This is a genomic window from Citrobacter sp. KTE151, assembly GCF_000398845.1.
In the GTDB taxonomy this organism is placed as follows: Bacteria; Pseudomonadota; Gammaproteobacteria; order Enterobacterales; family Enterobacteriaceae; genus Citrobacter; species Citrobacter braakii.
The window spans coordinates 1,390,294-1,412,353 of the sequence record NZ_KB976063.1 but is presented as its reverse complement, the minus strand read 5'-3'; the positions used below and the strand labels follow the sequence as shown (position 1 = coordinate 1,412,353).

Sequence of the window (22,060 nt, the reverse complement as noted above, 5' to 3'; positions counted from 1 at the left end):
ACATAGTCATAAAGAAAAGGATGGATGAAGATGCTGAGAGGTAAAAGAGCTGTAATTACGGGTGGAGGCGGAGGATTTGGTCAGGCGCTGTGCGTGTGGCTGGCGCGAGAAGGCGTCGAGGTGGATTTTTGCGCGCGGCGTGCTGAGGATATTCAAAAAACTTGCAGTATCATCGCGGCTGAAGGCGGGATTGCAAAAGGATATATCTGTGATTTAACCCAGCCTGAATCCCTTTCGCAGTTTTCTTCACAGTTGTTAACTTCAGACAAGCCCATCGACATTTTAATCCTCAATGCCGCCCAGTGGCTGTCAGGAACGTTAGACGATCAACCAGACGCAGAAATTATCAATACCGTCAGTTCAGGCCTGACAGGTGCGATTTTACTGACTCATGCATTGTTGCCTGGGTTAAGACGTTCAGAAAGCGCGGATGTCGTCTCAATAATATCTTCATGTGGGATTCCGAATTTTACGGATTCAATTGCGCATCCCGCTTTTTTTGCCAGCAAACACGGGCTTAGCGGATTCACAACTAAACTGTCACACCAGTTGTCCAAAGAAAATATACGTGTGACCGGGTTGTATCCACCGGATTTCGAACTTACAGGGTTAGATACGTTTGTTGATAGTCAATCCAGAATGGGGGAACGTTTATTAAATGGACGCTCAGTCTGGGAAACAATTCGTTTTGTACTCGCTCAACCGCGTAGTTGCCATATAGGTAGTATCTACTTTCAAGGTCCAACTCGCGAGAATCTGAGTGCCAGGGGCTGAATTTGGTGACGTTGAACAACGTGCTCAACGTCCGTTCTTGACATAGCAGCTCTTGAGGGGCGCCAGCCAGACTGCTCCGTGCCAGAGGCGGACTTCTCACACTTCGGCTTATGTGGTCAAAATCTGTATGTCACTACACTTTATAGTATTTATATCAATAGTTAAGATAAAATTAAGGTTAACTGGTATTTCATTCGAATACGTAGCCCCACCCGTTAAATGAATGATGGCCTTAGACAGGAGCATTGCCAAGGTTCATGTAAACGATACAGGAAAGAGAACATCAGATGCCATGTATATACTCACTCAATGACCAGCTCGGACTGCTTGTTTTTTCAAGGAAATATCACTTTCTCTACGATAATCTGGACTGCCTGATCATTGCATGGGCTGAAGATAAAATTACCGAAGGAAATGATTCGGTGACTCTCTTAATTCTCGCTTCACTTGGTCTTGATAATCAACCTGAACGTACTGAGGTTGAATTATATCTGTCACGATACATGATAGAGCAGCGGATTGTACTGCCACCGCTAAAAACAGCAGCATTGGTCTGGATAAAGCTATTTATGAGTCAACTTTCCCAGTGCACATCCATTCATGATGCAGAACAAAAAATGTATTTTCTGGTGTGTCATTGGTTTGAACCTGACGTAAAGATTTTCGAGGCAGCGGTCGATATGCTGAAATCACTTTACTGGCGTCTCTTTGATGAATGGAAAGGGCCAGGTACATGCAAAGCGGTAAGGATAGTGGAGTCAGAATTCTTTGAACTGATTAATCGTGCGATGCTGCCCTATTCCCGTAAAATTGAGAATCCAGATTGGCAGAATCTGCTTGTTCGGTAATTTTTACCTGCATCCTGAAAGATATCTTTCATGTGTGAAAAACTCCATCCAATTTGAATTCCTTTTCACATTTAACTTAAGCATATTCTGCCAAAACCTCATCGTTCCCCCTTTGAACCTGGAAACAAAGTTAAGCAGACTGAATAGCCGCTTTGTGCCAATGGCAGACTGGCAACGAACGAATCAGAGAGCAGATGCCGTTCTTACTACAAAACAGTGGTCAAATTTCTTGACCAATCCCAGGAAAGAAATCTTCAGCAACTCTATTAAATTGCATTAGTCAATCCTGAAACTGAAAGCCTGCATCGATAATAGATCCATATAGAGTATTTACCAGCCCAAAAGCCCTAACGGCACAATATGGTTGTGGAATACCTCAGTGGGATGAAACAAAGGAAACAAAGCAATTCAATACCCGGCTAACCTCACGATTTTTAAGCCATATCATCATAGTATTGACATTACCAATGTGAGGAGTAATAGAGTGGCACCGTATGGGGAAGCTCGTTTCATACTGTTTGACGACGCTCTCAGGCAATAATGCAATGCCCATTCCGGCACTTACGCAACCAAGTATTGCCTGAAAAGAACCAAACTCCAGCGGGTCGTCATAATCGACATTTTGTAGCCGTAACCATTGCCCAAGCCGGGAACGATAATTACATCCTTTCACAAAGACGAGCGGCCTTGTCACCTCCAGATCGGCTCCCGTCACGACATCACCATGCTCTGCGGCCGTAACCAGAACCAGGGTTTCCTGACACAGCACCTGCGTTTGTAGCCTTGAATTGTCTACGTGCAACGCCTTGTGGTCAGCGACGAAGGCAATTTCAAGTTCACTATTCTGGATCTGACGAACTAACACATCTGTCGGTGACGTTTTTAAGTTTAATTCTACGGAGGGCATTTCACGGTGGAAGTTTGCCAGCAAAGCAGGAAGTCGGACGGCGGCAGTGGTTTCCATTGCGCCAATGCGCAGAGGGCCAGCCGCTTTCGTTCCCTGCATAGACAACTCGGCTTCGTCTAAAAGCGCGAGGATTTTGTTAGCGTAACGCAGAAGCAGTTCACCTTCAGGGGTGATGTGAAGACGATTCTTCTCGCGAACAAACAACGAAACATCCAGGCTGGACTCCAGTTGCTTGAGCCGCGTCGTGACGTTTGAAGAAACGCAGTGCAGATTACGGGCTGCTGCGGTGATAGAGCCGGTTTCCGCGACGGTTTTAAACAAATTTAATGAGGTACTGTTCATCGTGTCTGTCACTCAAAGTGAAGGTTTTCGTCATTTTTATTAACTTTTTATTATCATTTCTTTATGTAACATAACAATCAAATCTGATTGACATATTGAGCCTGAAAAATGGATCTTGATCACAATGTTATTGGCCATCGCCAGTTGAGCACGGCGGTCTTCGGTATGATTGTTTTAACGCTGGGGATGGGAATTGGTCGGTTTTTATATACTCCGATGCTGCCGGTCATGTTGCATGAAGGCATTTTTAATTTTTCGCAATTATCGTTAATCGCAAGCGCGAATTACGCCGGATACCTGGTTGGCAGCCTCCTGTTCTCGTTTGGTATTTTTGGTGGCCTGAAGAATATCAAAACGATGTTAATTTGTGCTGCATTAGTCACCGGCCTGCTTATTTTTGCGATGGCAGTAGTCACGCACCCTGATATAGTAATTGTTATTCGATTTATCGCCGGTGTTGCCAGCGCAGGCATGATGATATTCGGGTCGATGCTTATGCTACAGCATACCCATAATCCGTTTGTCATTGCTTCTTTGTTTGCCGGCGTCGGGGTGGGTATTTTTATAGGCAATGAATATGTTATAGCCGGTATCGCATATGCATTAAATTCAAAGCTACTATGGATCGGCGCGTCAATCATTTCAGCTGTACTCTTCATCGCGCTGATTATATTGCTGCCTGCAAATAAACACGTTCTACCTCCTCAGAAAAAAGCTTCGTCATCCGAGCCGAACATCCAGTGGTGGAATTTAGCATTGTTATATGGACTGGCAGGCTTCGGTTATATCATTGTAGCTACTTATCTCCCTTTAATGGCCCGGGGAGTGGGTAATGAATTTCTGGCCAACCATATCTGGTCTATTGTTGGCCTTGCCGTTATCCCAGGATGCTATGGTTGGTTATGGGCTGCACGCAAGTGGAGCATATTGTCCTGCCTGAGTGTTAACTTAATTGTGCAGGCGAGCTGCGTTGTGATGGCCTCGTTTATCCATTCCCCGCTTTTATTGACCTTGAGTTGTATTGGCTTTGGTGCAACTTTCATGGGAACCAGTTCTCTCGTTATGCCACTCGCGAAAAAGATTTCTGCACCACAGAAAATTAATCTTCTGGGTCTGGTGACGTTAACATATGGCATTGGGCAAATTGCCGGGCCATTAATCGTGAGTGCGTTTCAGAACAATAAAAACGGGATAACTATTTCAATATTATCTGGCGCTTGTGCGTTATTTATCGCAGCAGGGATTAGCTATGTTCAACACAGCAAAGTTAAATACTCTCAAAGTTGGAGCAAAGAATGAAAAAGACAACCGTTGCTATTATAGGAATGGGGCCTCGGGGGCTTAGTATTCTGGAAAGGATTTGTGCTCAGCATGCACAACGTAAACAGAATGAACATATTAATATTGTTATCGTTGATAAAAATGCGATGGGTGTAGGTGCGCACAGTTTATCGCAGCCCGACCATTTATTGGTTAACACCGTTGCTTGCCAGATAACATTATTTGGTGATGCGACGGTAAAAAATGCCGGATCTTTCCGTTCAGGGCCATGTTTTCATCAGTGGGCTAATGAGCAGGGCTATAAAAATGTTGATGGCCGTTATTTAAAAGACGTGGCTGGCAAACCAATTGACGCCAACGATTATTTACCTCGTCGATTATTAGGTGAATACTTAAATTGGTTTTATCACGAAATTATCAAAAGTTTGCCTGACAATATCTCGGTTACACAGATAAATCAGCAGGCCAACAACATTCTGATTCAGGACGATGCGAAGTCTATTATTGTCTTGGAAGACAGTCAGCGTGTGGTGGCCGATTACGTCTATTTAACCACTGGTCACAGCGACAACGCCAAAACGTTTGACGATCATCTTGTTGAACGATTTATTGCCAATAATTATAAGAAAAATGAACGCCTGGACTACTATTCGACTCCTTATCCAATAAATAATTTGAATAAAATAACAGCGGAATCAAATGTGATTGTTCAGGGTATTGGTCTGACTGCCTATGATGTCATTTCGCAACTCACTATCGGCAGGGGTGGAAAATTTAGCCGGGAAGATGGTGAGCTTCGCTATCATCCTTCCGGAAAAGAACCGGGTATTTTTATCTATTCACGTAAGGCTCTACCTTTTAGCAGTCGCGGCGCGAATCAAAAAGGCGTTTCTGGGCAGTACTCCCCACGCTTCTTAACGGCAATGGCTATCAGAGAATTGCGGTTGAAAAATGTGTTTGAGAAAGGATCTTCAAAAATCGATTTTCTTGAACAAGTTTTCCCCTTACTGCATAAAGAAATGTGTTATGCCTATCGTTCAACCCTAAATGGGCAGTGGTTAGATGCTGGCTCTTATGAACCGAGCGCTGAAGACATCGCGGTAATTGACAGTGTGCTTTATCCACATCAATCGCAGGAACATCTGAGTTTAAAGGATTATACTCAATGGTTTATGTATTTCCTGCGTAAAGATCTCCAGGAGTCTGAGGAGGGCAATGTCCATGGCCCGATCAAAGCGGCGACAGACATTATTCGTGATGTCAGGGATATTTTACGAGAAGCGATTGATAATTCAGGGCTTGAATCGCGGTCACATCAGTATTTCCTTGAGCATTTTAATCCTATTTTTAACCGCATTGTCGTTGGCCCGCCGAAGTTAAGAAATGAACAACTATTAGCATTAATGGAAGCGAATGTGGTGAGTCTGGCCGGTGGTAAAGATTCAAGGTTAGTATTGAACGACTGCGAAGGAAAATTCGAAGTTCACTCACCTTTTAAAGAAGAGAGTACTGAGATTCAGGCTGATGTTTTAATCAAGGCGAAAATTGCCAGTTTTTCGCCACTACATGACGCTTCACCGTTAATCAGAAATATGACAGCCAATGGTATTGTTCGTCCATTTATGAATGAGGGGTATCACCCGGGTGGGCTGGATATCGATCAATGCCAGCATCCTATTAATCGCATGGGGGAAGCGCAGACGGCTTTTTGGGTGCTGGGCAATCCTGCGGAAGGCGCGAATTTTTACACCTACGTCCTGCCACGTCCGCTGGTTAATTCAAGATTCCTGGTTGATGCAGGCCGTTGTGTCGCAGATATGTATCATCAAATGATGGTGCGGCAGGCTCAGCCAGAGGTAGCGATAAATGCAGACTGAGCAAATCCAGGCCCGTGGCAAGGCGTGGCAATCATTGCAACCTGCGTTAGCGATAACATCATTGCTGGTATTTCTGTTCGCTTGTGCGTTGACGGATAAACATGCGGCGATGTCGGCTATTGCGGGAGTTACCTCCGTGCTCTACTTCGCATCGACATTTGCTTTCTGGTCAAAAAAATCATCCGCCAGAAGTGGTGTGATTATTTTTCTCTGCTCGATGATGTTTCTTCTTGCTACAAACAACCTGAAAGGCATTGTGCTCCCTGCAATTTTTTCGCGATATTTTGATGTGATTTTACTGCTTGTTGGTATTGCCTTATTACGACAAGTCATGGCCTCTCTTAATTTTACAGCTGTTCTGGGAGGATATTTTTCGCGTAGAAAAACATCGAACATGACTTTTGGGGTTACGTTATTGACGGCGTTCTTAACATGGCCAATGAGTCTGGGGGCAATATCATTGCTGCTCGATGGCCTCAAGTCAGTTATTGGGCCAAGATTCAACCTGGCAAAGATTATTACGCGCACCGTATGCATTACGATGGTACTGATGCCAACCACCATCGGCGCTGCTGCCGTTTGGGCGGCAATGCCTGACGTACCGCATCTTAAGGCGATGCTGGTGGGTATCCCTCTCTTTTTATTCAGTATCTTGTTCAACCAAAGCGCAAAAGTGACGGTAATCGCTGAAAACGAGACGGTGACACCCAGCCGTGATGGGATGCGGTATATCCTGCTATGTGTAGGTCTGTTCTGGGGAGTATTCATTTTTTCATTAACGGTACTGAATCTTAATTCACTGCAAAGTATTGCCTTTACAGCAGTCGTGCTCTTTGTTGTCGATCATCTGGTTAAAAAGGATAAACCCTGGGCTGAGCAATTAACTGAATCAGCACAGAATATATCCGGTGAGGTATTGTTGCTTTTAAGCTGTAGTGTGTTGACCTCAGTTTGTTGGCTGCTTTTTTCCCATGTACCTGAGGGTATCACTGCTTATGTTGGCGGGCTGACAACGTTGCAGATCTACGCGATTATTTTGTTCATCGTACCGCTTTTTGGTTTATTAGGTATCCATCCACTGATTATCTTTAGTATCGCATGGTCGATATTTTCTGATTATCTTACGGGGGGGATGGTTGATTATCAGATATGGATTTGCTTATTTATTGCAACTCAGCTTATTTCTCCCGTATCGATCAATGCTATTTTCGCCGCAAACAGTCTGAATGTATCACCCAGTAACACCAGTTTTAAAATGCACTACGGTTATGTTCTATCGTTTAATCTCTTTGCACTTGTTTATCTTGGTGCAATGTCAAAAATTATCTAATAAAAGGAGTTCATATGCCCTACGTAAATATTAAAATTACTAATGAAGGTGCTACCGATCAGCAAAAGAAAAAATTAATGGAGGGAGTGACACAACTATTGGTTGATGTCTTGAATAAAAACCCCAGCACAACCATCGTGGTCATTGATGAAGTGGAGACTGATAACTGGGGAATTGGTGGCGTGCCAGTGACGGAGTTACGTAAAAAAAGCAAGTAGAGTTATTTAAAAAGTAAGGAGCCTGCCTCCTTACTTTTGCCCATAGATTATCAGTATAAAAGAGTCTGCAATATTATTTATTGTTAGATATGCATTTCATATCTTATAAGTAGACTGCTCAAACTACCGTATTAAGGACGTTATCTATGCACACCTATCATCATATTCGACTGGGGAAGACTTCAGCGAAAGTCAAAAATAGTTTTGATGAATTACTACCCGATCCATGGCTTAAGGCTGAAGATGGTATTTTTCGGTTCAGAAGTTACATGCAGGCCAGGGCCGGACGTGAAAAGTATTTTGATCTGTGCGCAGTGGGTGAGTTTTTTCAAGCGGAAAAACTGAACAATTACGCTGGCGGTATTGCAAGAAAATACCCAGAAATAAAACAAGACGTTGCTGAAGAAGTGATGAATCTGGTGTTTCGTAAGCTTTTGCCATTGCTTCCAGACACGACTTACAATATTGGCATTCATCAAATAAGAATAACGACAGATGACCGAAGGCCTGGATATCCCGCTCCAGAGGGTATTCATAAAGATGGTTTTAAGTACATTGCAATCTATTGCAGCGAAATTGAGAATGTGACTGGTGGAGAAACCACGCTTATTCCTAATCATGATGGGGGCAATGATGCCTCTACGTTCAAACTGCATGCGGGCGATGCAGTAATATTCAATGATGTGAATTATCAGCATTATACCGCGGCAGTGGTTCCTTTGTTGCCAGGAAAAGGTTATCGGGATGTATTTGTCATTACATTTGATATTGAATGAGAAAAACAATGAATATCTTGCTGTGTCCACCAAAAATTATTTTTCAGCACTCACGTGAAGAGTGGCAGTCATTGCAATCAGTGGCCCCGGTTCTGATTGCAACGTGCGCAAGCCAGATCGATAATATTCTTGATCATATGGGGGCAGGTTTTTCTTTCCTTTTTTATGAAAACTTTAATGATAATCCCTTCGTGGAAATGGATATTTACCACTACGCCCAGGACAATAAAGCAACGGGTATCTTTTACCTCGCCGAAATCGATGTTCTGAGGGCCGCGCGAATCAGCGATCGTCTGGGTTTGACACACGACCGTGAAAAAAAGGCCATGTTCTTCCGTGATAAATTTATGATGAAATCGCTTGTTCAGTCTCATCAGTTACCGGTTCCTGCTATGGCACGCGTCGACAGTGAGACTGCGATGGCGCGATTCATTGCCGAACAGGGATATCCCTGCGTCATCAAACCTAATGATGGGCGTGGATCACAGGGCGTGGTGGTTCTTAAAAATGAAGGCCAGCTTTATAAATATCTGGCGCAGGTTAAGCCGCCAGAGTATCACAATCTGCTCATTGAAAAATTTATCGAAGGCGAAGCTTATCAAATTAATGCGTTGTATTTAAAAGGAAAGGCGATATTTGTTTCTGCATCTCGTGCAACCGTCTCCTGCCTGGATTTTCTATCCGGGAAAACATTAGGTCTGGTTATGGAAGATGACACGCCGCTGCATCGTAAACTGATTGCCTACACCAAATATCTTGCTGAAGAGGTTTTTCCAACGGAAGAAAACGCATTGCTTCACCTTGAAGTTTTTGTTGATAAAGATAACAACATTATTTTTGGCGAGCTTGCTTGCCGATTAGGTGGCTGCTTTGTCAATGAAGAATTAGGGGCCGCTTTTGGTCTTGATCCTCGAATGACCTGGCTTAAAGCCAGTTTATGCGAAATCTATCCGCAGGATTTATCGCAAAGACAACCCGTTTTACGGGTTGGCCAATTAAATGTGCCGCCTGCACAGGGCACGCTCCTCTCTATTGCGGAAAAATGTCCATTGCCTTTTGTGGTTAAATATCGGGCAACAGGTGTCGTCGGCCGCCAATATGACGCGATGAAATTAACAAATGGCGAGATCGTGAGTGCTATTGTTCAAGCGGAGTCCAGCCGGGAAATACACGAACGTCTTGATGCATTGACCCAATGGGTTGCTGAAAATACCCTTTGGGTTAACGAAACCGTTCACTGAGTATTTAACACTCCCGGTAGCCAGGAGAAAGGTGTATGAAATTATTGTTAGGTTTTGCTCTTTGTATCCTGGCTGGGTTGGGTTTTACCTATTGCAACGTTCCGTTAGGTATGATGTTTGGCCCCCTTATTACCGTGCTGGTGTTAAAACGTACCGGTCTTTCTGTGCCAGTACTGCCGGGCAGCCTGACGGTGATTCAACTCTCTCTTGGTACGTCAATTGGTCTTTTATTTCGCGATTTTTCTTTTGGGGCGCAAGGAAATATCGCATTTTTACTGGTGTTGTTATTAGTATGCTTATCCCTGCAATTCACCGCATGCTACTTGTGGTGTATTCACCGATTACGCTGGAGTAAGGAAGAGGCGTTATTGGGCGCCGTTCCGGGGGCAATGGCAGCGGTATTAGCGCTAGCGTCCCATGTTAAAACGCCGCCGCAAAAAATTATCATTTCGCACTCGCTTCGGCTCATCACATTGACCTTATTTGCCGGATATATTACCGGCGGTGCGCAAACCCATATGGCCATGCCGCCTGTATTGTTTGCAACGACTAATGTGCTCTGGCTATTGGGTATTGTCTTTGCGGGCTATGTGTTGGGCAAATGCCTTGAACGCTTCCACTTTCCTGCGCCCTTTATGATCACGTCGTTGCTTTGTGCAGCACTCCTGCACCCTTTGTCATCTCAGACTGTGTTTTTTCCCGATATTTTCAATCAGTTCAGTATGATCCTGATGGGCATATTACTGGGGCATCATTTTATTGCGTTTACGTTGACTGCATTTTTGCGTCATCTTTGGTCTTCAATACAGCTCATTGCTATTGGACTGGGTGTGACGGTCATGATGGCATTTACAGCGGCGCATCTTCTGGATTATCCATTTTATGTATTGATGCTCTCCTGGGTTCCCGGGAGCGTGGAATCAATGTCCTTTGCGGCACTGGCGCTTAACGCGAATGCGAGTTTTGTGATGGCAAGCCATATTATACGCATGTTGCTCATCCAAACGATCCCTGCAATAGTTATCTACCGCAAAAGAGAGGTTATAGAAGGTAATAGCGCTAAAACCAGTAAGCCGACGAGGCCGCTGTAGGGGGTTATGACCTCAGTTATGAGCATAACGTTCGTTGCGAATTTTATACAGCTCATCATGAACAGCCCGTAGGTGGACAGGGAGATCATTCCGCTGGAGAACGCAAGTGCCATTGCTTTTGGCGAACAAACGTGCGTAGCTGACCACAAAAGCGGTTGTTAACATCTCCTGTTCCATCATCGATTCAGTAGTGATTTCAAACTTGGTCGTACGAAGCCGACGATAAATGTAACTAAGGCTTGTTGTAGTAGGTATTACCTTTATAAGTCTAATCAGACTTTCAATCTCTTTATCGCAACCGCTAATAATCTCCGCCCCTTTCTTCATTATTTGTTCAAAAGGCGCTCTTAGATCAGCTGGTAATTTGCTAAAAAATTCTTCAGAGACGCTGTAATAGTCGTTGCCTTCAAAAATAGGAGGTGGTGACATAGCCATCTGGGTAAACCCTGTGTTGAGAAATTGCACCATTTTCAAACTAACTGGCGGTGTAAGTATCCCTGCAAAACGAATCATTCACTTTTATAGAGCTTCCGACTGACTGCTTTTGTGCTTACGAGACTAACTTCCGCTCCTCGCCCACTACGGACATTCGCTCAGTTAGCTTATCCGATCAGTACCAGAAACAGACGAGCTTGTCCTTACAGAACTTAAACGCGGTTCAGAGCATGTCCCATCCCGTCAACAAAGTATCTGTCGATGCTCTGTTAGTGGAGAGGCATGAAAGCCACGAAATCAACAAATGTTTAAAATAATAATTTTGTTTAATTTAAAATTAAGTCATGCTACCGTGCTACTACACTTTCTTTAGGGCAAATCTGACACATGTCTATCGTACGCTACCCCACGACCAAGCCTTTTCCCTTTTCAGACGCCGTGCAGGTGAACGGGTTTGTTTTTCTTTCAGGCCATGTCGCCATGAGCCCCGAAGGTGAACCGTTGTATGGATCTGTCACCCAGCAGACCCGGCATATCATGCACGCCATCCGGGAAACTCTGGCGCGGGCGCATACGACGCTGAACCACATTGTGAAAGTCCAGGTTTGGTTAAGCAGCATGGAGCACTTTAGCGAATTCAATGTTGCTTACAGCGCGTTCTTCCCGGAAGGTTTCCCCGCAAGGAGCGTCGTCACCAGCCACCTTGCATTTGATTTAGACGTCGAAATAGAAGTCCAGGCCGTTGTCTGATGGAGAGAGCAAAATGAAAGACGAACGTGAACGTTTAATCACTATTTTGACGGCTTCGCTTGAGGCATTGAGAACCACGCTTCCCTTAAACACAGAAGCAGTTCTGCATGACCTTACCCGCCCCGAATCGTCCGTGATAAGCATCATTAATGGACACGTCAGCGGCAGGAAAGCCGGTGATGCGCTGTTGTCCGGCCCGGAAAATGACACGGGATTTTTAGGTTTACTGGATGCTTCGCAGCGTGTTTCCAGTCAGGTATTCAGTGGATATACCACCACCACTCTCTCTGGCACCACATTGAATAGCGCATCGACGATTTATTACAGCAAGGACGGCGTGCCGTTAGTAGCTTTTTGCATTAACGTCGATATGGATGTGGTATCAAAACTCAAACGCGACCTGGACTATTTACTCCATCCGGCCGCCGCGGCTGAAACGCCGGATAATCCGCTAGCTGATATTCAGGATAAATCTCTGGATGACGTTATTTCGAAATTCAGACCCACGGGTTCAGAAAATAAAATTGATTTCAGAAAACGGGTTATTTCTGAAATACATGCTCAGGGCTTTTTCAAGATTAAAGGCAGCGTTAATCATGTCGCTAAAGCGCTGGGCGTCACCCGATACACCGTTTACAACTATCTGGATAAATTAAATGACAAAGTCTGACACCACAGTAATTCCTTTTTATCAGGTTGATGCTTTCACCTCTCAACCTTTTGGCGGCAACCCGGCGGGCGTTTGTCCGTTAACTGAGTGGCTGCCTGACGCTGTTCTGCAAGCCATCGCCACGGAGAATAATCTTTCTGAAACCGCGTTTTTTGTGCCGTTCGAGGAGGGTTATCAACTGCGCTGGTGTACGCCTGCGGTTGAAGTGGATTTGTGCGGTCATGCCACTCTCGCTGCATCCTGGGTGCTGTTCAACAAGCTTGGCTACCAACAAGAAACTATCAGCTTCCACACCCGCAGCGGCCTGTTGACGGTGAGTAAGAACGGGGACGAACTCTGCATGGACTTCCCGGCTAAATCGGCCATGAAGATTGATACTCCTGATGGACTGCCGGCAGCCCTCGGCATTACCGCCGGTGTTATCGGGGTGTGGAAATCGGACGATCTGATTGTACTGGTCGATGACAAAAATATCATCGACGGGCTTAATCCTGACTTCAACAAGCTGGCGGTATTCGACACCCGCGGCGTGATCGTGACCGCCGCTGATAACCAGTTTGATTTTGTGTCCCGTTGGTTCGGCCCGCAGGTCGGCGTGAACGAAGATCCAGTCACCGGGTCGGCACACACTTTCCTCGCCCCGTTCTGGGCGGCGCGTACGGGTAAAAATGTCCTGACCGCTCAACAAGGCGGGAAGCGTAAAGGGGCGTTGCGCTGTGTAGTTCGGGATGACGGGCGCGTGGAATTGCATGGCTTCGCTCGTATGACCATCGAAGGAATATTCCAGTTGTAATAACGATGTATGACCGGAACGGTGACCAGGCATATAATGACCACGCCTTCCAAAGCATGATGTTTATATAAAATAAGAGTTAATAATGACAGCAAACACCAGACTTTCATTGCCAGAGACAATGGCTCTTGGCGGGATGACACTTGCGCTTTTTTTGGGTGCAGGCAATATTATATTCCCGCCGCTGGTCGGCATGCAGGCGGGCGCAAACGCCTTTAATGCAGGCTTTGGCTTTATCATCACAGCGGTTCTGTTCCCGGCGCTGGCGATTATTTCCCTTGCCATTAATGGCGGAGATATCGCGGAATTAACGAAACCCTTAGGCAAATGGCCGAGCCTGATTTTTATTGGCATTTGCTTTTTAACGCTGGGGGTTTTATTTGGTACGCCACGCACCGCGACGATTAGCTACGAAGTCATCACCGATGGCGCAGCTAGTTCCCTGATGCAGAAGATTATATTTTCCGCCGCGTTCTTTGGCCTTGCTGGCGCGACGCTGGCTAAGCCGGGGAAAATGCTGGAAATCGTCGGTTTCTTCCTTTCGCCCATTAAAATTAGTGCCCTGATTTTTATCGGCATATGTGCCTGGTTACATCCGATTGCTGACCTCACGACCGCCACAACCGCATATCAAACTCGCGCGTTCGATACAGGGTTCGTCAACGGTTATCAGACCCTGGATGTGATCAGTGCGCTGTGCTTTGGCGCCATTATCACCCACACGCTTAAACAGCGCGGGATCCACCATCCGCGGGGCATCTTTACCCATTCCATCGCCGCAGCCTTTATCGCCGCGGCAGGTCTGGCCGTGATTTATATCTGCTATCTGTCGATGGGGTCCCACAGCCCGGTGCGGGGCGCAACGAACGGTATGCAGGTGATGAGCGCCTATGTCGAGACTGTTTTTGGCGTTTATGGCCGGGTGTTGTTGGCGGCGATCATTACCCTCGCCTGTCTGGTCACGGCCATTGGTCTGACGACCGGAACGGCGCGCTATTTCAACCAGACGACCGGTGCGTCTTATGGGCTGCTGGTGACGCTCTCCCTGATGGTGTCAGCAGCACTTGCCGTGCTGGGACTGAATTCCCTCACCGCAATGGCGGTTCCCGTGCTGTGCGCCATTTACCCGGCTGCGCTGGTCGTGGTCGCGCTGGGCATCGTTAGAAAATGGACAGACGTGCCGACGAATCTGTATCAGTTGCTTTTCTATAGCGCCCTGGCAGTGGGAATAATGAGCTTGTTTGTAAAATCCTGAATGAACAGCCGCAAGTTCGGAAGATGTCTTTTCATTTTCGCTCAAAGCAGACCAGGCAATCAGTTGGCCTGCCTGCTTCGAGCCAGAAGCTAACATCGATAAAAAATAACTTAATGGTCGAGCTCCACCAACTTCAGACCTTAGATTGCGTATTCAAAGTTTGAGGGTAAGACAGTCACAACGGACATATAGACTTAACAGGCCGTATATATTACAAATTTAAGATCATTTTTCTCTCATAAAGTAAGGGCCTCTCCCATGTCTTTAATCATACGACAAGCAACATTAGCCGATTCGGGATTACTAAATGAGCTTGGCTACCGCTTCTATACTGCGCACTTTAAGCATATGTGGAAGTCAGAATCAGAATTTGATAATTATTTGGAGGGTGAATATTCACTTCCTGTTATTGAGCAGAGTATTAATGATAAAAACATTAGCTGGTATATAGTTGAAATCGAGGAGCCGATTGGTTTTGTGAAGCTGACATGGCAAGCAACTATCCCGAATACAGACATCAGCGGTGTTTTACTTAATAAACTCTACCTTGCCCCAACCAAAACGAATCAGCATTACGGTCAACTAATGTTTAATAAAGTCATAGATCTTGCCCGAAGTCAGGGGAAAAAATATTTATGGCTGGAGGTTCTTGAACAAAATGAACGTGCTCAAAAATTCTATAAAAAGCAGGGAATGAAACACATCAGCGACATCATTTTCGAAACAAATTCACAGAGGAGCATACTCAAGTTAATGGGGATGTGTATATAAGGCCCGCTTTTCGCTCAGACCCGTTACCCTGACACGTGTGCAGCCTGGCCTTCATTCATAAATTCTCAGTGTATCGATAACTGCTCGCAGAGCGGGAGACACATTGCGGTGCGGATAATAGAGAAATGAGCCTTCCAGGCGTTGACTGTAGCGTTGTAATACTCTGATGAGCGAACCCTCTTCTAAATCATCGGACACCAGTTCTTCCGGAACATAAGCCAGCCCCAGCCCCAGTCTGGCGGCTTTGGCTTCCATATAACTGTCAGCAAAAGCCCATTGTCCCTGCGGCTGATGCGTTATTTTTTTACCATCCTGTTGAAGCTCCCATGTATAGAGGCTTCCATCGCCAAATTGATAAGCGATGCAGGGATGAACCGCCAAATCTGCCGGGACTTGTGGAAAGCCATAGCGGCGAAAGTGTTCTGGCGTACCAACAATGGCCATCTCCATGTCGGGGGAAATACGGACCGCTATCATGCCACCGCCAACTTCCGGTCCGAGACGTACACCGGCATCGAATCTTTCCGCAATAATATCGACAAACCGACTTTCGCTGATGAGTTCCAGCCGGATGTCAGGATAGCGTTGCTTAAACACCGCAAGCTTTGGCAGGAGCAGTTTATCAATAGCGTGCTGACTGGCATTAATCCGTACCGTACCTGACGGGGACTGGCGATAATGGGCCAGCGTGGCAAGCCCCATATCTAAAGCGTCGAATCCTGACTCAATGGTCCGGTAGAGTTGTTCGCCGGCATGGGTAAGCGATAGCCTACGCGTAGTGCGAGCCAGAAGCTGAACGCCCAGTCTTTCTTCAAGTTCGCGTACAGAACGGCTTATACCTGATTGTGCCAGGCCGAGTCGTTGCGCCGCAGCGGTAAAACTCCCTTCCCGCACCACCTGCATGAACAGGTATAAATCATTATAGTTTTCCCGTTTCGCCATCACGTTTCCCTCGCTATCGCATCACCATTTAGAACAATATGGTATTAATTCTAGCAATTTTACCCCTCTAATAAGCACTATTACTGCTCACTATAATGCTCGCATTGCAACAAAGCACAGCAGTGTTGTCCGTATGAAACCTGTATCTATCACGTTTTATGAGGGGATTTTGATGACTGCCTTCACCAAAAAACTGACAGCCGCGATACCAGCCATGCTGCTCTGCGCATCATTAAGTGGAGTTACAACGATGAGTTATGCCAATACAACCAATCCGAACGCGCCAGTTTCACTGGTCGAGACATGGGATAAAACCTTCGCTAAAAGTACGAAAATTAATCACCGTAAAGTGACCTTTCAGAACCGCTTCGGGATCACCCTGGTCGGTGATCTCTACATTCCAAAGGATCGCGGCGAGCGCAAACTGGCAGCCATTGCCATCAGCGGGCCTTTCGGCGCGGTGAAAGAGCAGTCCAGCGGTCTGTATGCGCAGGCGTTGGCTGAGCAGGGATTTGTTACCCTGGCTTTTGACCCTTCATATACGGGGGAAAGCGGTGGCTATCCACGTAACGTTGCCTCTCCGGATATCAACACCGAGGATTTCAGCGCGGCTGTTGATTTCCTTGGCCTGCAAAATGAGGTTGATCGAAATCGTATAGGATTACTGGGTATCTGCGGATGGGGCGGGATGGCCTTAAACGACGCCGCGATGGATACCCGCGTGAAAGCGGTGGCGACCAGTGTGATGTATGACATGAGCCGTGCGATGGGGCATGGCGTAGGTGATGCTAAAGACCGTTATACCACTGCGGATCGTCGCGCCGTATTACAGTATCTGAACGCACAGCGCTGGGAAGATGCGAAGAACGGAGCTTTCGCGCCCGGCGGGCATGACATTTATGTTGATGAAAAGGGGGACGTCAGTACGTCGAAACGTATTCTGCCAGAAACGTTACCCGCAAATCCCAATCCGGTTCTGAAAGAATTCTTTGATTATTATCGCATGCCGCGTGGTTTCCATGCGCGTTCGGTCAACTCAACCGGGGCCTGGAATGCGACGATGCCGCTGTCATTTATGAATATGCCGCTGCTGAGCTACGCCAATGAAGTCACTATCCCCACGCTTATCGTGACCGGCGAAAAAGCCCATTCACGCTATTTTGCTGAAGATGCCTTTAGGACGATCGGCAGCAATGAGAAAGAGCTGGTGATTGTCCCTGGGGCAAATCATGTTGATCTGTACGACAACGTTGCGGGTAAGATTCCGTTTGCTAAATTTGAGCAGTTTTTCAATACCAACCTAAGATAACCGCTCCAAGCCGCCTGATATTTACAGGCGGCTGTAAAACGCCTGTAGATCATTTTCATCCATGTTTTGACGTGATTTCCTGAATGACGTCTGTCCGGACTGCGCCTGAACCAGGCCGATTCGATATTAAGAGATCTGATAATGTCCACAGTAAGACTAAAACCGCATTACGAAAAAAAGCATGCGCATTGGGGGGGCGTGTTTGCCATGACGCTGTGCGTGTTTGTGCTGATCGCTTCCGAGTTTATGCCGGTCAGCCTGCTTACGCTTATTGCCAGTGATTTACACATTACCGAAGGGCTGGCTGGCCAGGGAATTGCAATCTCTGGCGCGCTGGCGGTCATTACCAGCCTGACTATCTCCCATATTGCCGGAGATCTGAACCGAAAACATCTCCTGCAGGGGCTGACGGTTTTAATGGCCATATCGGGGATAGTCGTCGCCCTGGCACCCAGCTATCCGGTTTATATCCTAGGGAGGGCCCTGCTTGGGGTGGTCATTGGTGGATTCTGGTCCATGTCTGCTGCAACCGCCATTCGGCTCGTTCCGCAGCATCAGGTTCCCCGCGCGCTGGCGATTTTTAACGGTGGGAACGCGCTGGCTACCGTTGTAGCGGCACCGCTTGGCAGCTATCTGGGGACGACCGTGGGCTGGCGAGGGGCATTTTTATGCCTCGTTCCCCTGGCTATAGCCGCGTTCATCTGGCAGTGGGTCAGCCTGCCATTGATGGAAAGCGATAAAAAACAAAAATCCCAGAGATCTATGCATCGTCTGTTCCGCATCACCATTGTCCCTGCGGGACTTCTGGCCTGCGGATTCTTCTTCATGGGGCAGTTTGCCTTATTTACCTATGTGCGCCCCTTTCTTGAAACCGTAACCCGCGTAGGCCCTTCTGGTCTATCTCTGATTTTGCTCGCAATAGGCGTGGCGGGTTTTGTCGGCACACTGGCCGTATCAATATTCCTGAACACAAGTTTTTATCAGACTTTAATCATGATCCCCCTACTTATGGCAGCGACTGCCGGGGCGTTACTGCTGGTTGGACACAGCATCTGGGCTGTTGCCGTATTGCTCAGCCTGTGGGGACTACTAGCAACGGCTGCGCCAACGGGATGGTGGACATGGATAGCGCGGGCACTACCCGAAGATGCAGAGGCGGGTGGTGGCTTAATGGTTGCGGTGATCCAGCTATCAATTGCTCTGGGTTCAACGGCAGGTGGGATGGTATTCGACACTCTGGGATGGCGCAGTACTTTTGGCTTGAGTGGTTTCTTACTTCTGGCGGCGGCAGCAATGACGATTGTCACATCCCGTCAAAACAGCAAAGCAAACTAGAACTATCCATTCATTTCTGGCGTGCTCTCTGTCATGGCATACGGCAGAGAGCCGAGTGTCCGCCCTCGCTGATCGCGGACCTTTAGCCCAGTTATCTTCTATTTTTTCACCAAATATTTTCGCATCAGTGCATTTTGTAATGTCAGTCCGCGACAGGCAGGAAACCCACGTTCCACAACATGAAAGCCGTGTCGTAGAAAGAACGCCTCCGCAGCCTTACTGACATTTGAAGTCAGTTCGCCAATTCCACGTTGTCTGGCTTCTTCATGAATGCGATTCATCAGTAGTGTCCCTACTCCCTGTCTCGGGTAGGTTCCCGAGACAAAGAAATGGTCAATGTACCCATTTGGCTGAACATCTGCATATCCAGCTATTTCACCATCCACTTCAACAACAAAGGGGCGTAATTCCTTCATATGATTGGCCCATTGTTCCGGGTCGATATCCGTTGGGGCCCACGCATCTATTTGTTCCTGTGTGTAGTAATGTGATGCGAGGGTATGTACAGAAGATAAAAAGACGCTGAATAACGAAATTTCATCTCCATTACTAAACCTTCTGATTTTCATAAGACCTCGTCAGGAGAGTGACTTGTAGAACAATACCATTTTTGGTGTAGCAGAGCGTCAGCCCCTCGTGGTGAGTTTAATGGGTCAATGCAACGCTATTCTTAATCAAGGGAGATGCTCAGGCAACGCCGTTGAGTCAACATCAAACCATCGGCCTGTGGCGGTAATGTCGCTACGCCACGGGTAAGGCTTTTTCCAGTTGAGTATGTAATATTGACTTATTGTGTAAAAAGATTACTTTTCAGGACATGAAGAAGATACTCATTATTGTTCCCGATGGCGGTATGCTGTTTGAGTCCGCCGGTATTGCCGACATTCTGATGCAGGCCAACCGCCTGCATCCCAAAGGCGCTACGGAGACGTGTTACCAGGTTCAGTTAGCGACAACGCAACCGCATCAGGTGATCCATGGTCAGTCCGGCCTAAATTTACTGGCAGATCACCGCCTGCATGAGATAGATCCTCGCGAACCTCTCGATACCATCATCATCACTGGCAGAGGTCAAAACCCGCAGGAAGGGATTGCGGTGGTTGACTGGCTACGCCTGGCTGCTCCCCACGCCCGCCGCATTGTATCCATTTGCGGCGGCGCGATGCTGCTGGCAGAAACCGGGCTGCTGGACGGCAGACGAGCCACCACCCACTGGAAGCTACTGGAAACCATGCAGGCAGAATTCCCAAAGGTGCGCGTCGAAAGCGGTCCGCTCTATATCCAGGACGAACATATCTGGACATCAGGTGGCGTCAGTTCCGGCTTTGACCTGACGTTAGCGTTAGTTGAAGAGGATTACGGCTTCAGTCTGGCGCGCGACGTCGCTCAGGATTTCGTCATGTACCTGCGCCGTCCCGGGGGACAACTCCAGTTTAGCCGCTACAACCTTCAGCAGACCAGCACCCTGGGCCCGATTAACGATCTGCTCGCCTGGCTGCTTGAGAACCTCACCGCCGATCTCAGTGTGGATAAACTGGCGGAAAAAGTCGCCATGAGTCCACGTAATTTCACCCGCGTGTTTACCCGGGAAACGGGCGCATCACCGGCACGCTATGTGGCCGAAGCCCGTCTGGCCGCTGCACGACAGCGTCTGGAGCAGACCAACGAGACGCTGGAGCGTATCGCCGAACAAACAGGATTTGGCAGCAGCATTAACCTGCGACGGCTGTTTGAAAAACAGCTTCACCTGACGCCTGGTGAATATCGCCAGCGCTTTCACTGTCGTAAAATGGCGTAAAGTGATCCTTTTTTGTCATTTACGCCAACACGTGACCGGCCTAAATTTACTCCAGAGACAACAGATAAGGAGTTCATCATGGTAAAGGTCGGTATTAACGGTTTTGGCCGTATCGGACGTAACGTACTGCGTGCTGCACTGGGTAACCCGGAGATCCAGATCGTGGCAATCAACGATCTGACAGACAGTAAAACGCTGGCGCATCTGCTGAAATACGACTCGCTGCTCGGTAAACTCGACACCGACGTCACCGCCGGTGAGGGGCAGTTGGTGGTTAACGGTAAATCCATCACCGTGTTCAGCGAACGCGACCCAGCCAACATCCCATGGCGTCAGCGTGAAGTCGATATTGTCATTGAAGCAACCGGCTTCTTCACTGAACGTGACAAGGCGGCGGTGCATATCCACAGCGGTGGCGCAAAACGAGTGATTATCTCCGCCCCTGGTAAGAACGATGATTTAACCATCGTGATGGGCGTTAACGATCACCTCTACTCTGCGGATAAACACTTTGTCGTCAGCAACGGTAGCTGCACCACTAACGGTCTGGCACCTGCCGCACAGGTTTTGCACCAACATTTCGGCATTAAGCATGGTTTGATGAATACCACCCACGCCTATACCAACAGCCAGGCGCTGCACGACCAGCCGGAAAAAGATCTTCGTGGTGCCCGCGCCGCTGCATTGTCGATTGTGCCCTACTCCAGCGGTGCCGCGAAGGCACTTGGCAAAGTCATCCCGGAGCTGGATGGTCGCTTAACCGGGTATTCGCTGCGCGTACCGGTTCCGGTGGTGTCCATTGTCGACCTGACCGTAACGCTTGAGCGGGATGTAACAGCAGAGGAGGTCAATAATGCGTTTCGTGACGCCGCTGCGACAGGGCCACTGAAAGGGATCCTCGGCTATAGCGATGAACCGCTTGTCTCAAGCGATTACCAGGGTGACCCGCGCTCATCCATCATCGACGGCCTGTCAACGCTGGTGATTGGCGGCAATATGGTCAAAATTCTGGCGTGGTACGACAACGAATGGGGATTCTCTAATCGCCTCGTCGACCTGGCACTGCTAATGGCAAAGCACGAACGTTAATCCCCTGCTCTCACACTCTCTCTAAATCCACGCCAGGCGTGGATTTTTTTATATCTGTCACGTGTTTGTCGCAGTGATAATCACGCACAACGTCACGCCCCCCATTTTTAGTCGTCACCTAACGATGCTGCTGGGGTGACGCGTTTAAAAACGTTAGCGATAACCCGACAAAATAATAAATCGCCAGCACTTCAACGGTCAGTTTATTAATCAGACAGTTGCGACCAT

General features: G+C 47.4%; 22 protein-coding genes. 18 read left to right on the top strand and 4 right to left on the bottom strand.

From position 1 onward, the window contains the following. The first annotated feature begins 30 nt into the window (after positions 1–30). Together WC7_RS14685 and WC7_RS14690 are read left to right on the top strand one after the other, a co-directional pair. On the top strand, positions 31–774 hold the full coding sequence (locus WC7_RS14685) for an SDR family oxidoreductase (protein WP_016152966.1): 744 nt from the start codon (positions 31–33) through the stop codon (positions 772–774). A 287-nt stretch (positions 775–1,061) separates the two neighbouring features. Beyond that, a complete protein-coding gene (locus WC7_RS14690) occupies positions 1,062–1,622 on the top strand; it encodes a hypothetical protein (RefSeq protein WP_016152965.1) in 561 nt (186 codons plus the stop codon). Between the two features lie 376 nt (positions 1,623–1,998). Here WC7_RS14690 and WC7_RS14695 read toward each other — a convergent pair whose 3' ends face one another. Next, positions 1,999–2,871, bottom strand: coding sequence for a LysR family transcriptional regulator (locus WC7_RS14695; RefSeq protein ID WP_016152964.1), 873 nt, complete (start codon positions 2,869–2,871; stop codon positions 1,999–2,001). A gap of 108 nt (positions 2,872–2,979) precedes the next feature. Here WC7_RS14695 and WC7_RS14700 point away from each other — a divergent pair, with 108 nt between their 5' ends. From WC7_RS14700 to WC7_RS14730, 7 genes are all read left to right on the top strand, one after another. Continuing rightward, complete coding sequence (locus tag WC7_RS14700) at positions 2,980–4,170, top strand: MFS transporter (protein WP_016152963.1); 1,191 nt, start codon at positions 2,980–2,982, stop codon at positions 4,168–4,170. Further along, the gene (locus WC7_RS14705; RefSeq protein WP_016152962.1) at positions 4,167–6,029 is read left to right on the top strand and encodes an FAD/NAD(P)-binding protein; all 1,863 of its coding nucleotides are present in this window, start codon (positions 4,167–4,169) and stop codon (positions 6,027–6,029) included. Before WC7_RS14700 ends, WC7_RS14705 begins: the two co-directional genes overlap by 4 nt. After that, entirely contained in the window at positions 6,019–7,359 is a 1,341-nt protein-coding gene (locus WC7_RS14710; RefSeq protein ID WP_016152961.1) for a hypothetical protein, read from the top strand. The genes WC7_RS14705 and WC7_RS14710 overlap by 11 nt, the downstream gene beginning before the upstream one ends. A gap of 14 nt (positions 7,360–7,373) precedes the next feature. After that, complete coding sequence (locus WC7_RS14715) at positions 7,374–7,577, top strand: tautomerase family protein (protein ID WP_016152960.1); 204 nt, start codon at positions 7,374–7,376, stop codon at positions 7,575–7,577. 146 nt (positions 7,578–7,723) lie between these two features. Next, the gene (locus WC7_RS14720) at positions 7,724–8,353 is read left to right on the top strand and encodes a 2OG-Fe dioxygenase family protein (protein ID WP_016152959.1); all 630 of its coding nucleotides are present in this window, start codon (positions 7,724–7,726) and stop codon (positions 8,351–8,353) included. An 8-nt stretch (positions 8,354–8,361) separates the two neighbouring features. Beyond that, positions 8,362–9,594: an ATP-grasp domain-containing protein gene (locus WC7_RS14725; RefSeq protein WP_016152958.1), complete on the top strand. Its 1,233-nt coding sequence runs from the start codon at positions 8,362–8,364 to the stop codon at positions 9,592–9,594. A 35-nt stretch (positions 9,595–9,629) separates the two neighbouring features. Beyond that, positions 9,630–10,685: an AbrB family transcriptional regulator gene (locus WC7_RS14730; protein ID WP_016152957.1), complete on the top strand. Its 1,056-nt coding sequence runs from the start codon at positions 9,630–9,632 to the stop codon at positions 10,683–10,685. Between the two features lie 12 nt (positions 10,686–10,697). Here WC7_RS14730 and WC7_RS14735 read toward each other — a convergent pair whose 3' ends face one another. After that, positions 10,698–11,198 (bottom strand): hypothetical protein, encoded by a 501-nt coding sequence (locus tag WC7_RS14735; protein ID WP_231390972.1) that lies wholly within the window; start codon positions 11,196–11,198, stop codon positions 10,698–10,700. Positions 11,199–11,507: 309 nt separating this feature from the next. Here WC7_RS14735 and WC7_RS0124515 point away from each other — a divergent pair, with 309 nt between their 5' ends. The 5 genes from WC7_RS0124515 (at position 11,508) to WC7_RS14755 (ending at position 15,359) form a co-directional block, all read left to right on the top strand. Then, positions 11,508–11,870, top strand: a complete 363-nt coding sequence (locus tag WC7_RS0124515) for a RidA family protein (RefSeq protein WP_032947028.1) — start codon at positions 11,508–11,510, stop codon at positions 11,868–11,870. Between the two features lie 13 nt (positions 11,871–11,883). Then, on the top strand, positions 11,884–12,540 hold the full coding sequence (locus WC7_RS14740) for a helix-turn-helix transcriptional regulator (protein ID WP_016152954.1): 657 nt from the start codon (positions 11,884–11,886) through the stop codon (positions 12,538–12,540). Beyond that, positions 12,527–13,333, top strand: coding sequence for a PhzF family phenazine biosynthesis protein (locus WC7_RS14745; RefSeq protein ID WP_016152953.1), 807 nt, complete (start codon positions 12,527–12,529; stop codon positions 13,331–13,333). Before WC7_RS14740 ends, WC7_RS14745 begins: the two co-directional genes overlap by 14 nt. 85 nt (positions 13,334–13,418) lie before the next feature. After that, positions 13,419–14,588: a branched-chain amino acid transport system II carrier protein gene (brnQ, locus tag WC7_RS14750; protein WP_016152952.1), complete on the top strand. Its 1,170-nt coding sequence runs from the start codon at positions 13,419–13,421 to the stop codon at positions 14,586–14,588. Between the two features lie 258 nt (positions 14,589–14,846). Further along, complete coding sequence (locus tag WC7_RS14755) at positions 14,847–15,359, top strand: GNAT family N-acetyltransferase (RefSeq protein WP_016152951.1); 513 nt, start codon at positions 14,847–14,849, stop codon at positions 15,357–15,359. A 51-nt stretch (positions 15,360–15,410) separates the two neighbouring features. Here WC7_RS14755 and WC7_RS14760 read toward each other — a convergent pair whose 3' ends face one another. Further along, positions 15,411–16,301 carry a LysR family transcriptional regulator gene (locus WC7_RS14760; protein ID WP_016152950.1) on the bottom strand — a complete coding sequence of 297 codons (891 nt, stop codon included), beginning with the start codon at positions 16,299–16,301 and terminating at the stop codon, positions 15,411–15,413. Positions 16,302–16,473: 172 nt separating this feature from the next. Here WC7_RS14760 and WC7_RS14765 point away from each other — a divergent pair, with 172 nt between their 5' ends. Continuing rightward, the gene (locus WC7_RS14765; RefSeq protein ID WP_016152949.1) at positions 16,474–17,610 is read left to right on the top strand and encodes an alpha/beta hydrolase; all 1,137 of its coding nucleotides are present in this window, start codon (positions 16,474–16,476) and stop codon (positions 17,608–17,610) included. Positions 17,611–17,751: 141 nt separating this feature from the next. Continuing rightward, complete coding sequence (locus tag WC7_RS14770; protein WP_016152948.1) at positions 17,752–18,945, top strand: MFS transporter; 1,194 nt, start codon at positions 17,752–17,754, stop codon at positions 18,943–18,945. 98 nt (positions 18,946–19,043) lie between these two features. Here the strand turns inward: WC7_RS14770 and WC7_RS14775 are convergent, their stop codons facing one another. Continuing rightward, the gene (locus WC7_RS14775; RefSeq protein WP_016152947.1) at positions 19,044–19,514 is read right to left on the bottom strand and encodes a GNAT family N-acetyltransferase; all 471 of its coding nucleotides are present in this window, start codon (positions 19,512–19,514) and stop codon (positions 19,044–19,046) included. Positions 19,515–19,762: 248 nt separating this feature from the next. On the opposite strand from WC7_RS14775, the gene WC7_RS14780 reads away from it, so the two are divergent. Together WC7_RS14780 and gap are read left to right on the top strand one after the other, a co-directional pair. Continuing rightward, entirely contained in the window at positions 19,763–20,743 is a 981-nt protein-coding gene (locus WC7_RS14780; protein ID WP_016152946.1) for a GlxA family transcriptional regulator, read from the top strand. Between the two features lie 78 nt (positions 20,744–20,821). Continuing rightward, positions 20,822–21,832 (top strand): type I glyceraldehyde-3-phosphate dehydrogenase, encoded by a 1,011-nt coding sequence (gene gap / locus WC7_RS14785; RefSeq protein ID WP_016152945.1) that lies wholly within the window; start codon positions 20,822–20,824, stop codon positions 21,830–21,832. Positions 21,833–22,060: the final 228 nt, after the last annotated feature.

Coding starts and splice junctions, on each gene's coding strand:
- WC7_RS14685 (WP_016152966.1), top strand. CDS start 31: ATGCTGAGAGGTAAAAGAGCTGTAATTACGGGTGGAGGCGGAGGATTT.
- WC7_RS14690 (WP_016152965.1), top strand. CDS start 1,062: ATGCCATGTATATACTCACTCAATGACCAGCTCGGACTGCTTGTTTTT.
- WC7_RS14695 (WP_016152964.1), bottom strand. CDS start 2,871: ATGAACAGTACCTCATTAAATTTGTTTAAAACCGTCGCGGAAACCGGC.
- WC7_RS14700 (WP_016152963.1), top strand. CDS start 2,980: ATGGATCTTGATCACAATGTTATTGGCCATCGCCAGTTGAGCACGGCG.
- WC7_RS14705 (WP_016152962.1), top strand. CDS start 4,167: ATGAAAAAGACAACCGTTGCTATTATAGGAATGGGGCCTCGGGGGCTT.
- WC7_RS14710 (WP_016152961.1), top strand. CDS start 6,019: ATGCAGACTGAGCAAATCCAGGCCCGTGGCAAGGCGTGGCAATCATTG.
- WC7_RS14715 (WP_016152960.1), top strand. CDS start 7,374: ATGCCCTACGTAAATATTAAAATTACTAATGAAGGTGCTACCGATCAG.
- WC7_RS14720 (WP_016152959.1), top strand. CDS start 7,724: ATGCACACCTATCATCATATTCGACTGGGGAAGACTTCAGCGAAAGTC.
- WC7_RS14725 (WP_016152958.1), top strand. CDS start 8,362: ATGAATATCTTGCTGTGTCCACCAAAAATTATTTTTCAGCACTCACGT.
- WC7_RS14730 (WP_016152957.1), top strand. CDS start 9,630: ATGAAATTATTGTTAGGTTTTGCTCTTTGTATCCTGGCTGGGTTGGGT.
- WC7_RS14735 (WP_231390972.1), bottom strand. CDS start 11,198: ATGATTCGTTTTGCAGGGATACTTACACCGCCAGTTAGTTTGAAAATG.
- WC7_RS0124515 (WP_032947028.1), top strand. CDS start 11,508: ATGTCTATCGTACGCTACCCCACGACCAAGCCTTTTCCCTTTTCAGAC.
- WC7_RS14740 (WP_016152954.1), top strand. CDS start 11,884: ATGAAAGACGAACGTGAACGTTTAATCACTATTTTGACGGCTTCGCTT.
- WC7_RS14745 (WP_016152953.1), top strand. CDS start 12,527: ATGACAAAGTCTGACACCACAGTAATTCCTTTTTATCAGGTTGATGCT.
- brnQ (WP_016152952.1), top strand. CDS start 13,419: ATGACAGCAAACACCAGACTTTCATTGCCAGAGACAATGGCTCTTGGC.
- WC7_RS14755 (WP_016152951.1), top strand. CDS start 14,847: ATGTCTTTAATCATACGACAAGCAACATTAGCCGATTCGGGATTACTA.
- WC7_RS14760 (WP_016152950.1), bottom strand. CDS start 16,301: ATGGCGAAACGGGAAAACTATAATGATTTATACCTGTTCATGCAGGTG.
- WC7_RS14765 (WP_016152949.1), top strand. CDS start 16,474: ATGACTGCCTTCACCAAAAAACTGACAGCCGCGATACCAGCCATGCTG.
- WC7_RS14770 (WP_016152948.1), top strand. CDS start 17,752: ATGTCCACAGTAAGACTAAAACCGCATTACGAAAAAAAGCATGCGCAT.
- WC7_RS14775 (WP_016152947.1), bottom strand. CDS start 19,514: ATGAAAATCAGAAGGTTTAGTAATGGAGATGAAATTTCGTTATTCAGC.
- WC7_RS14780 (WP_016152946.1), top strand. CDS start 19,763: ATGAAGAAGATACTCATTATTGTTCCCGATGGCGGTATGCTGTTTGAG.
- gap (WP_016152945.1), top strand. CDS start 20,822: ATGGTAAAGGTCGGTATTAACGGTTTTGGCCGTATCGGACGTAACGTA.